The sequence below is a fragment of the Flavobacteriales bacterium genome, assembly GCA_013001705.1.
Taxonomy (GTDB): Bacteria; Bacteroidota; Bacteroidia; order Flavobacteriales_D; family JABDKJ01; genus JABDLZ01.
Genome location: JABDLZ010000125.1, coordinates 1 through 11,190, shown reverse-complemented (window position 1 = coordinate 11,190; position 11,190 = coordinate 1). Strand labels below are relative to the sequence as shown.

Here is an 11,190-nt window from a genome sequence, read left to right as displayed (position 1 = left end):
GGATGGCACCTACAAATCCGGTCAAGTGACTCCGCTCTGGGATGCCCGAGCGACCGAGCGTATTGAAGAGATACTCAGACAAGGAGCCTGATCACTCGTATCGGAGTGCATCGATAGGATCCAGGTTGGCTGCCTTGCTGGCCGGATAGAATCCACTGACCACACTTACCAGCAGACACAGGATGATGGCCGCAATGATCCATACCCAGGGAATGATGAAGTCGGCTCCGACCAGGATTGCGATCACATTACCAGCGATGATCCCGAGTATCATTCCGAAGAGACCACCTATCTGTCCGATGACGATTGCTTCGGTGAGGAATTGCCAGCGTATGTTGGATCGGCTCGCACCGATGGATTTCCGTACCCCGATCTCACGGGTGCGCTCAGTGACCGAGACAAGCATGATGTTCATCAGACCGATCGCGGCTCCGAGCAGCGTGATGATACCGATCAAAGTAGCTGCCAGACTGATGAACGATAGATTCTCGATGAGGTTCTTGGCCGTGCTATCACTTTTCCTGACCTCAAAGGATTCTTCAGCCCCGAAGGGGTCACCACGCACCACCCGCATAGTACCAATGGCCTCATCTATAGCGTCATCGAGACGTGTGGGGTCCGAGGCAGAGACACTCACGCGATATTCCGTGTTGGCCTGGGCCAGATTCAGTTTGACATTCATCACCGGCACGATCACCTGATTATCGTTGCTGAAACCCATCGTGGTCCCTCGGCTGGCCATCACTCCGATCACCTTGTATCTTCTAGAACCTATGCTCATGAACTCACCTACGGCCTGTGCTGGATCCAGTTCCAACTTATCGAGGATATCCGCCCCGAGTATGGCCACATCCGATCCTGATCGTGCCTCGTGATTCGAGAAATTCCGGCCCACATCTACTTCAAAACCCGATACCTCCAGATAATGTTCATCCCCACCGATCACCCGTACATTGGGGCTGGTCTTCACATTGCCGTGTTTGACTATGGAGGTGAAACTCGCATTGGCACTGATGCTCACCAAGGCGGGGTGGTCGTATATTTCCTTGAACCGCATGGCCTCTCGGAAATCGATCTGGGGATAGACCTTGGCCTGTTTACCTCCCTGTTGCTGGCGGTTATTCGTCACTCTCAGTGTGAAGGTATTGGCCCCCATTCGTGAGAAATCACTATTGATCTTGGACTTGAGCGCATCGATGGTCGTGAGTATGCCTACCAAGGCCATGATCCCAAAGGCGATGATGAGTACGGTGAGGATGGTCCGCAACATCTGCGACCGAATGGCCTTCAATGCGATCTGTAGGTTCTCAGGATTCAATGGAAGTAATCAGACTGTGAATGTGCAGAATAAAGTATTCATAGTTCAGCACAGAATTATTTGGTGAAGATGAGGCGTAGGAGCGGTAGTTGGAGATTGATTTCTATACTGTATCATTGTTCATATTCAAACTTATACAACTATGAAAAAACAACTGACTTATCTGACCATACTCTCACTCTTTTTATTTCAGGGAAATGCAATCCTCGCTCAAGGAGAAGTGGAATTGAAGATCAATCCCGTAGGAGCCTTATTCGGATTTTTCGATGTGGCCGGAGAATATATGGTCAACGAGAATTTTGGAGCTGAACTTTCTCTAGGACTCGTAACTGGAAAAGCCACAACGGTGGATGTAGAAGGAGCTGACCCGACCAAAAGCGGCTTCGGTGTCATGGGATATGGTAAATACTACTTCAGCCCTGACCAAGGATGTGATCGCTTCTATGCCGGGGTATATCTCAGACAACGATCATGGAAAGTAGAGGATGGTGACAATGAGGATTATGCAGCTTTCAAACGATCCATAGTCGGTGCTGGCATCGGAGTTGGCTATAAAGTAGTCGGAGATTCTGGTATCCTGTTCGAGATCGGATTCGGAATCGGGAGAGCCATCTCTGAGAAGAATGAATGGGTCGATGAGAACAATGAAGGTGGCGAATTCCCTAATCTCGGAGTTGACGGCATCGGACGACTTGCTGTGGGTTATAGGTTCTGATAGACCTTACGCATTATAGTTCAATCCCATTTTTAGATGCTTAGATATCAGAGCACAGGTAATGTATACTTGCAGCACAAAAATTAAACCCTAGGATTATGAAAGCAATTTTGATGTCATTGATGCTGGTAGCCGGAACTACGCTATCTGCTCAATTGGAAACTGGAAACATTCTTATCAATGTAGACTACGAGATGGGCTTCGGCTACAGTCAGAGCGGTTCTATAGATGGTGAGGATATTCCAGATGAGGTTTTCGATATGAGTGATGTCAGCTCTGGACTTGTGCGTGTGGATGCTCAGTATCAAGTGGCCGATGCTATCTCGGCAGGACTGGTCGGTCGATTCGGTTCATTCACTACAAGCTACGATGATGCGGATCTTGATGATGACAAGACCAATGTCACAGAAGTGGGAGTTGAAGCTCGTTACTCGCTGGTCAATACCGAATCTATCAACGTATTTGTAGGTCCTTCATTCGGTATCTCTAATACGAAGGCCGATGAGATTCCTTCTGGCGAAGATGAAGATGACTATAAGACCAGCGGTACCTTCTATCAGATCGCTGCTGGCGGTCAGTTCTTTCTAAACGAACTTTTCGGATTGAATCTGAGAGTGGGTTACGGTGGTCACTCAGGTAAACAAGATCTCGATTCGTTTGACGATCAAGGAAATGAGACTACTGTAGAAGCCAAGAGTTCTTTGAGCGGTATCGAAGTAGGATTCGGTGTCTCTGTGAAGCTCTGATCCTACGTACACAATATGCAATGGAAGCCCCCAGGTCTCGGACCTAGGGGCTTTTTCTATTTCAGGCATGACCTTTGCTCAGCCCTGATTGTCATTTTACGATATTCGGCACATGAAAAGAACGATACTTTGGAGTCTGTCCCTGCTTATGATCACCTCCCAGTGGAGCATGGCACAAGAAGATGGGGATACATCGAACAAGAAGAATCTGATCATCAACGGCAGTTTTGAAACTGCGAATACAGGCAAGCTCAAAAAGTTGGGACAGTTCATTCTGGTCAACAATTGGGCCCCGGCCACTGAAGAGAAAGTGGATCTATATTCCAAGATGGCAGAATTCCCAGATGTGGGCGCTCCCAAGAATGTGATGGGGATCTGCAATCCCAAGGACGGGGACAACTACGTAGGCATCAGCACACATCTCGTGGCTTCTAAAGATGGGAGGATGTATATCACCGCTCCACTTGATGGCTATCTGGAGAAGGACAAGATGTACTGTCTGAAATACAGTCTGTCCCTGGCAGATGGCGCAAAGTATGCCACCAATAACCTAGGATTCCATTTTTCTAAGAAAGAGGTCTTCGAGGATAAGGATGTCATCTTGAAAGACGATGTCATTGTACCACGAGTCAATAAGCCACAGACCAAGATGGATGGCTGGCAGGACCTCTGTGTCGTATTTACGGCTGAAGGATTTGAGAAATATGTCACCATCGGGAATTTCTCCTCATCGAGTCGTACCGTCACCGAAAAGATGGACAAGCCGGAGGGCTTCAAAGGAGACCAGCAACAGATCGGATATTACTTCCTGGATGATATCTCCCTTACCCAGGTGGATAGAGAAAGTGATTGCTCTTGTGAGGAGGAGGATGAGATCGAAGGACCGCGCATCATATTCTCCAAATCTGCGGCTTTGAAAGACAATGCTTCCATCAGCGACCGTATCAAGGCGAGTACGGTTTACTTCTACTCCAATGAAGATGATCTGGTCAGTGCGACACGCAAGGATCTGGACCGCTTGGCGGACCTGCTGAACGAGCGTTCCAATGTGCGCATCACTATTCACGGTCACATGGATGAGATGGAGGTAGAGAAAGGAAAAGAGTACGATACCTTTAAGGATCTATCCGCCACTAGAGCTGAAAAGGTCAAGCAATACCTGGTGGATAAGGGCGTTTCTAGTTCGAGGGTCCTCGTGAGAAGTCACAAGGCCGATGAACCAGCTACCAAAATGAAGACCCCCCTTTCTTTGGCCAAGAATAGAAGGGTATCCTTTGAATTGCGATAAGGTAGCGGCCTGAAGAAATATCAAGATACGATGAGTGATCACCCATCCATAGCTTTAAGGGAATTTGGATGGGTGTTCCTCTTTTTAATCCTGAGCAGTCAAGGGCTTCAGTCGCAGAACCTGGCACCCAATGCCAGTTTTGAGGACCACAGCTATTGCCCCGTCAATTTCAATCAGGGTCAATTGGAGATCGTGAAGGACTGGAATCAGGCCTCACGGGGCACCAGTGATTATTTCCATGCCTGTAGTCGGCTGGTAGGGGTTCCTCGAAATTCATTCGGCTATCAGGAAGCCAAGGACGGGAATGCCTATCTCGGCCTCATCACATTCGCTCCGTCTAAAAAGAACTACAGGGAATACATGCAGGCCCGATTGGAACAACCCATGTCGCCTGATCAGGAGTATTGTGTGTCATTCTACGTCTCATCTGCCGATCGCGCAGAATTCGTGACCGATGCCCTAGGGGCCGTATTCTCGCAGAACAAGGTGAAGAACCCTGGTCAGAAGGTGATCGCCATGTCCCCCCAACTGTCCAATCCAGAAGGCAACATCCTGGACAATGCAGAATCATGGATACTTCTGTCCGACATCTATAAAGCGCAGGGAGGTGAGCGCTATGTGACCTTGGGCAATTTCTCTCCGGACCATGAGACCCACGTCAAGAAACGCAATGTCAAGGAGCATCCCGATAAGCGCAAGTGGGAGAGTGCCTATTACTATGTGGATCAGCTGAGCATCGTTCCGGTCGATGGTCGTAAAGATTGTTCCTGCTCCATACCCATCATCGCAGCAGAGATCAGGGACTCCCTGAGGTGGAAACTACCACCGGGTGAGAAAGTGAGTTTTGATAATGTCCTCTTCGGATTCGATAACGATGAGCTCGATGGGGATTCCAAAGAGATGCTCAACGAGGTAGCAGGATGGATGCGCAACAACGATTTCTTGCGACTACAGGTCATGGGACATACAGATATCATCGGAGCTGCCGATTACAATCTGGATCTGAGCGAACGTAGGGCCCATCGGGTATTGGAATATCTCACCGATCTCGGAGTACCTAATTCCCGGCTGTCCATCGAATACTATGGAGCGAGTAGACCTGTTGCGGATAACCGCAGTTCCACCGGCCGCAGTCAGAATAGACGGGTCGATTTCACGATCACCGAAGAACGCTATCTGGACTACCGTTCGGATTGAAGAGCGCCTGAGAAGTCCTTTTTAGATTACCTTGCCCAACATGATCAAGAAGGGGGACAAGGCGACCATACGGGCCTGGGCCATGTATGACTGGGCCAATTCAGCCTATGCGCTCACCATCACCTCCGCCATATTCCCCGGATTTTACGAGGCCATCACCTCGGAGAAAGACGCTGCTGGAAATGTGGTCATCGATCATGTACAGAACACCTGGGGGCTGGTCAATACCTCGCTCTATAGCTATGCTATTTCTGCTGGTTTCCTCCTTGTAGCCATTATCGCACCGCTGCTCTCAGGGATGGCTGATTACAGCGATAGTAAGAAGCGCTACATGCAGTTCTTCTGCTATCTGGGCGCTGCTTCATGTGCAGGTCTCTATTGGTTCTCACTGGAGAACATCTGGATGGGAATGAGCTTGATGGCTTTGGCCTGTGTCGGCTTCAGTGGTAGCATCATTTTTTACAATGCCTATCTGCCAGAGATCGCTGACGCCAAGGACCATGACCGTATCTCTGCCTTTGGATTTGCATTGGGATATATCGGCTCGGTACTCTTGCTGCTTTGGAATCTGACCATGCTCCTACAACCTTCTTGGTATTTCGATGTGGAAGGGATGGTCACACACTTGATGCAATCCGAAGGGCTGCCTTTTGAACTGGCAGAAGCAGCAGCCACAGCGCATTTCACCGATCTGGGATGTCGTATCTCTTTTCTTTCTGTGGGTGTATGGTGGGCGGGATTTGCGCAGATCACCTTCTTCAAGCTCCCCAATCGCGTATTCAAGAACAAGGTCACGAATCGTGTGATACTCAACGGATATAGGGAAGTGCGCAAGGTCATGGCCGAGATACGCACTACCAAGCGCCTCAAGCGCTACCTGAGCGCCTATTTCCTGTACAATACCGGAGTGCAGACCGTCATGTTCATGGCGGCCAATTTTGCCGCAAAGGAGATCAAGCGCAAAGGACCCAATGGAGAGGATCTTCCTTTCGAGACCTCCAATCTGATCATCACCATCCTCATTATCCAATTGGTGGCTATCGTAGGTGCTTATACGTTTTCTTGGCTCTCCAAACGCTTAGGGAATATCCGCGCCTTGAAGATCGCTGTGGTCTACTGGGTGCTACTGGTCACTGCGGCCTATTTTGTGGTCTATGAATTCTGGTTCTACGTGTTGGCAGGTGCTGTGGGAATGGTAATGGGTGGAGTACAGGCACTCAGTCGTTCCACCTACTCCAAATTCCTTCCTCCCACCAAGGACCACGCGAGCTACTTCTCCTTTTACAACATCTGCTACTATCTGGGTACGGTGCTCGGCACCTTCGGATTCGGCTATGTGCTGGACCTCACGCAGGATATTCGCATGAGCATCCTACTCATCGGTATCTTCTTCATCGCTGGATTGGCATTGCTCTACACCGTGCCTAGAGATGAAGTAGAAGAGAGCCTCTCGAGTTGACATCCAAAGAGGGATAGCGAATACTACCTTTGCCCTCTTCAAAACCCATGCTATGCATCAGCGATTCGATGTGGCCATAGTCGGAGGAGGTATCGTAGGAGCAGCTACCTTTTACAAGCTCCAGCGCAGGCATCCCGACCTCAACATCATCCTTTTCGAGAAAGAAGAGCGACTGGCCGCACATCAGACCGGTCACAATTCAGGAGTCATCCACTCTGGACTGTACTATACACCGGGCTCACTCAAGGCACAGAATTGTGTCAAGGGCCGCAAGGAATTGGTGGCTTTCTGCAAAGAACATGGCGTGGACCATGATGTGTGCGGCAAGGTGGTGGTAGCAACCGATGAGAAAGAACTGCCTTATCTGGATAAGATATTCGATATCGGTCTGCAGAACGGCATTGAAGGCATCGAAAAGATAGGACCGGACAAGGTCAAGGAGATCGAACCCTTTGTAGAATGTATCAAAGGCATCTGGGTGCCCGTCACGGGTATAGTTGATTTCGTGGGAGCCACTGAGAAGATGGCAGAACTGGCCCTGGGGATCAATGCCGATTCACGAATCAAACTAGGTGAAGGGGTAGAGCGGATCGAGAAAGGGCAGGAGAGCACCATACTCCATACGGCCAAGGATACTTATGAAGTGCAGTATGCCATTTTTTGTGCCGGTCTACAGGCCGATCGCATGGCCGAAGAAGATAAAGTAGCCGTCAAAGAGCGCGTGGTAGGTTTCAGAGGAGATTACTATGAACTGACCGATCAGGCCAAGCATAAGGTGAAGAATCTGATCTATCCCGTGCCTGACCCGGCATTCCCATTCCTAGGTGTACACTTCACTCGTATGACCGATGGCGAGATCGAGTGTGGTCCCAATGCCGTCTTCACCTTCAAGCGCGAGGGATACGGGAAGACCGATTTCGACTGGAAGGATACCTGGGATGCCTTGACCTATCAGGGCACATGGAAATTGTTCTTCGATAACATGGCCTTCGGTATCAATGAGTACCGCAGGGCCTTCTCCAAGAAATTGTTCCTCAAGACCCTTCAGCGCATCATCCCTTCACTCACCATGGATGATCTACGACCAGGACGATCGGGGGTGCGTGCGATGTTGCTCAGTCAGGATGGCGATACCCGGGATGATTTCCGAATAGAACATGCAGGAAGGAGCATACACGTACTCAATGCACCGAGTCCGGCTGCAACAGCTTCGCTGGCCATAGGAGAACAAGTGGCCGAAATGGCCGAGACCTATTTTGGAATAGGGGTCAAGGTGTGAAGCGATACTCCTCGACCAAGAAGTCCCAATCCCAGACCATCACTTCCATCATCTGATTCATCTCTTTGAGATAGAGTGGATTCGGGCTGTTCAGGTCCCGGAAGTAAGGCTGCTGGAATTCATTGAGTCCATACAGACTGAATACCGCCTTGGGCATGGCGTAGATGAGGTTCTTTGACGGGTGGTTCAAACGCTTCATCAGCGACTTGCAGTCTTGGATACGTGTACTCAGATCCCTCATATCCATGTAGAGATGGAAGGACAGCTGCTTGATGATGGCATGCGCCACGCGCTTTTCTTGCCCGCCCTTCAGATAATTCGGGATACGGGAGATATTGCAGGTGAATACAGTGAGTAGAAAGTCGATATCGTCCTGCTCCGTGACTTCGGGGTTTCGGTCGAAATGCGGACACTCGTTGATATAATCTACCACTTCTTTGAAGATCGGTTCGGCCGTCTTCAATGTTCCCTCTACCAAGAGCTTGGCTAAGGCCGTTTCCGTCATCTTCTTCTTCCCGATCAGCGTTGAAAACATATAGTAGCTACGATTTTCGTTTTGATTATGCTCAAAAATAGGGGGGAGAAATGCGCCTATCGGGCAAGGCCTATGTCCTTATCAACAGACTTATTCACCTGAGTTTTCAGTGCGGTCGAGAGCAGTGGTTGAAAAGATTCTGGACCATTCATGCTCTGATTTCCGATCGCTTTGCGTACCTTTCAATTGCCTTTGTAGGAAGACAGTTTGGTAAACTAACACTTACCTTATTGGATCGAATCTCGATCTACTGAGGGCGGGCCCCGACCTTGGTATACCAGGGTTCATGTGTAAACGTGACAGGGGATTACCGAGGTGGACCGGAAGTTCCAACCGTATTTATCTGAGTTTGCTTAAACTCAGCTTCCTACAAGGGCTTTTTTATTGCTCTCCTCTGATCAGGCCGAATCGCCTCCCCATCTTCCTCAAGTAATTCCTGAAGAACTTGAATTGACCGAATGGTATGCTCACCGTGATGACACAGAGTGGCCAGAGCAAAGTGACCACAGCGATATATAGGAAGCCGTAGGTCAGGCTCTCCTCGATATTCAACATGCCCATGACCACCTTGGCCAGATAGCCTGAAAGGCTTCCTCCGATAGCAAAGACCAATAGCACCAAAGCCAATCCCAATGGGGTGACTCCCCATTTTTCTTTTAATCGTTTGAACATCCTTGCAAAAGTAGATTCACTGCATAGGTAAAGTACCCCGAAAGGGAGGCTTTCTATCTCCACCCTTGATATGTAACTTTGCAGCCCGTTTTGAGAAAAGGACTATCCATAGCATCGAAACATGAATCCTCCTCTTGGTTGAAAGAGGGGCACCTTCCTATTATGGAGGCCTTCTATACTCTACAAGGAGAAGGGTTCTGGCAGGGAAATGCTGCTTATTTCATCCGCTTGGCCGGCTGCGATGTGGGATGCGTGTGGTGTGATGTGAAAGAGAGTTGGCAGGCCTCGGGCCATCCACAGATGCCTATCGAGGATATCATCTCCCAAGCCGATCAGGTAAAAACGGAGATAGCCGTGATCACCGGTGGAGAACCGGCCATGTATGACCTCAGTGAACTTACCACGGGACTCATTAATAAGGGCTTCAAGACCCACATCGAGACTTCAGGTGTGCATCCACTCACCGGAGAATGGCACTGGATTTGCCTATCACCTAAGAAATTCAAGCCCGCAGTAGAAGGAATTCACAGTCGAGCGCATGAATTGAAGGTGGTGGTGTATAACAAGTCGGACTTTGCATTTGCTGAAGAACATGCATCCAAGGTCCGTAGCGATTGCAACCTCTACCTTCAACCCGAATGGGGAAGGGTCAATCAGGTATTACCATTGATCGTGGATTATGTCAAGGAAAATCCCCGATGGAAGGTCTCCCTTCAAGCGCATAAGTACATGAATATTCCTTAGACTTGGGCATCAATCTGCCACGTCTGATGCGTCATTTCCTACTTCTACTTTTTGCATTCTCAGCACTTGCTCTCACCGCTCAGGATGAGTATACCATAGATGACCGCAAGGCTATCAAGAACTATGAAGTTGCTCTTCAGGCCTTCAATGCACGGGCCTATACCGATGCCCTTCGCAGATTGAACGATGCATTGGCCCGAGAGACTGATTTCATAGAAGCACATCTGCTCAAATTCGAGGTATATATCGAAAAGGGCGTCTTCGATAAAGCAGAGGAGAGCCTCTTACAGGCGCTGGCCATCGACCCTGATTTCTTTCCCAATGGACACTTCTTTCTGGGTGAACTGAAATTCAGCAATGGGGATTACACAACCGCCAAGGTGGCCTATGAGAAATTTCTCACCTATCGCAGGACCAACCCCAATATGCAGGATGAGGCCGGTCGTAAACTGACCGACTGCGATTTTGCCTTGGATGCCATGCAGAATCCCGTACCCTTCGACCCGATCAATCTGGGTCCGGGTGTCAATACAGAACATCCAGAATATTTCGCATCTCTCACAACGGATGACCGCACACTCATCTTCACTCGTAGACTGCCGGTAGGTGGTACAGATTCCGAACAGGAGGACTTTTACCGTTCAGAGTATAAGGACGCTTGGCATCCGGCCGTGCCTATGGAGGATATCAACACGGCTGGAAATGAAGGGGCACCGTTCATCTCACCCGATGGACAACTCTTCTTCTTTGTGGCCTGTGCTGACAATATAGGTAGCTATGGCCCCGACCGCAAAGGCTACGGATCGTGCGACATCTTCTATTCGACCAAGCAAGGCAATCGATGGAGCCGCCCTCAGAATCTGGGCGACAATATCAATTCTCCGCATTGGGAGACCCAGCCCAGCTTCTCCTCCGATGGACGCACGCTCTATTTCGTGAGAGGAGTCAAATTGCGTAGCGGGATGGTGCGCCAAGAAGACATTTGGACCAGCCGACTGGATGACATGGGGCAATGGACCCAGGCCGAGCGTTTGTCCGAGGTCATCAATACTCCCCAAAAGGAATCCTCCGTACTGATACATCCCGATGGACAGACCCTCTACTTCACGTCCAACGGTCATCCCGGCATGGGAGGGGAGGATATCTACCTCAGCCGTAAGCAGGAGGACGGCACCTGGGGGACTCCCGTCAATCTGGGCTATCCGCTCAACACCCACGGCAATGAGAACAGCATCAC

At 49.7% G+C, this 11,190-nt stretch carries 11 protein-coding genes; 8 read left to right on the top strand and 3 right to left on the bottom strand.

The features are described 5' to 3' along the window. Nucleotides 1-91: 91 nt before the first annotated feature. Nucleotides 92-1,318: an FtsX-like permease family protein gene (locus tag HKN79_05290; GenBank protein ID NNC82971.1), complete on the bottom strand. Its 1,227-nt coding sequence runs from the start codon at nt 1,316-1,318 to the stop codon at nt 92-94. A 142-nt stretch (nt 1,319-1,460) separates the two neighbouring features. Between HKN79_05290 and HKN79_05285 the strand changes: the two genes are divergently transcribed. The 6 genes from HKN79_05285 to lhgO all read left to right on the top strand — a co-directional run bounded on the left by HKN79_05285 (nt 1,461) and on the right by lhgO (nt 8,002). Next, entirely contained in the window at nt 1,461-2,033 is a 573-nt protein-coding gene (locus HKN79_05285; GenBank protein NNC82970.1) for a DUF3575 domain-containing protein, read from the top strand. A 98-nt stretch (nt 2,034-2,131) separates the two neighbouring features. Then, a complete protein-coding gene (locus HKN79_05280; GenBank protein NNC82969.1) occupies nt 2,132-2,779 on the top strand; it encodes an outer membrane beta-barrel protein in 648 nt (215 codons plus the stop codon). Between the two features lie 112 nt (nt 2,780-2,891). Further along, nucleotides 2,892-4,067 carry an OmpA family protein gene (locus tag HKN79_05275; GenBank protein ID NNC82968.1) on the top strand — a complete coding sequence of 392 codons (1,176 nt, stop codon included), beginning with the start codon at nt 2,892-2,894 and terminating at the stop codon, nt 4,065-4,067. Nucleotides 4,068-4,097: 30 nt separating this feature from the next. Further along, the gene (locus tag HKN79_05270) at nt 4,098-5,264 is read left to right on the top strand and encodes an OmpA family protein (protein NNC82967.1); all 1,167 of its coding nucleotides are present in this window, start codon (nt 4,098-4,100) and stop codon (nt 5,262-5,264) included. Nucleotides 5,265-5,304: 40 nt separating this feature from the next. Further along, complete coding sequence (locus tag HKN79_05265) at nt 5,305-6,723, top strand: MFS transporter (GenBank protein ID NNC82966.1); 1,419 nt, start codon at nt 5,305-5,307, stop codon at nt 6,721-6,723. A gap of 52 nt (nt 6,724-6,775) precedes the next feature. After that, a complete protein-coding gene (gene lhgO, locus HKN79_05260) occupies nt 6,776-8,002 on the top strand; it encodes an L-2-hydroxyglutarate oxidase (GenBank protein NNC82965.1) in 1,227 nt (408 codons plus the stop codon). Here lhgO and HKN79_05255 read toward each other — a convergent pair. Both HKN79_05255 and HKN79_05250 read right to left on the bottom strand, forming a co-directional pair. After that, entirely contained in the window at nt 7,992-8,537 is a 546-nt protein-coding gene (locus HKN79_05255) for a hypothetical protein (protein ID NNC82964.1), read from the bottom strand. The two genes, lhgO and HKN79_05255, sit on opposite strands and share 11 nt — an antisense overlap. A 381-nt stretch (nt 8,538-8,918) precedes the next feature. After that, entirely contained in the window at nt 8,919-9,209 is a 291-nt protein-coding gene (locus HKN79_05250; GenBank protein NNC82963.1) for a hypothetical protein, read from the bottom strand. Nucleotides 9,210-9,371: 162 nt separating this feature from the next. Here HKN79_05250 and HKN79_05245 point away from each other — a divergent pair, with 162 nt between their 5' ends. Together HKN79_05245 and HKN79_05240 are read left to right on the top strand one after the other, a co-directional pair. Continuing rightward, nucleotides 9,372-9,953, top strand: a complete 582-nt coding sequence (locus HKN79_05245; protein ID NNC82962.1) for a radical SAM protein — start codon at nt 9,372-9,374, stop codon at nt 9,951-9,953. A gap of 26 nt (nt 9,954-9,979) precedes the next feature. Beyond that, a partial coding sequence (locus HKN79_05240; protein NNC82961.1) for a tetratricopeptide repeat protein occupies nt 9,980-11,190 on the top strand: 1,211 nt, incomplete at its 3' end.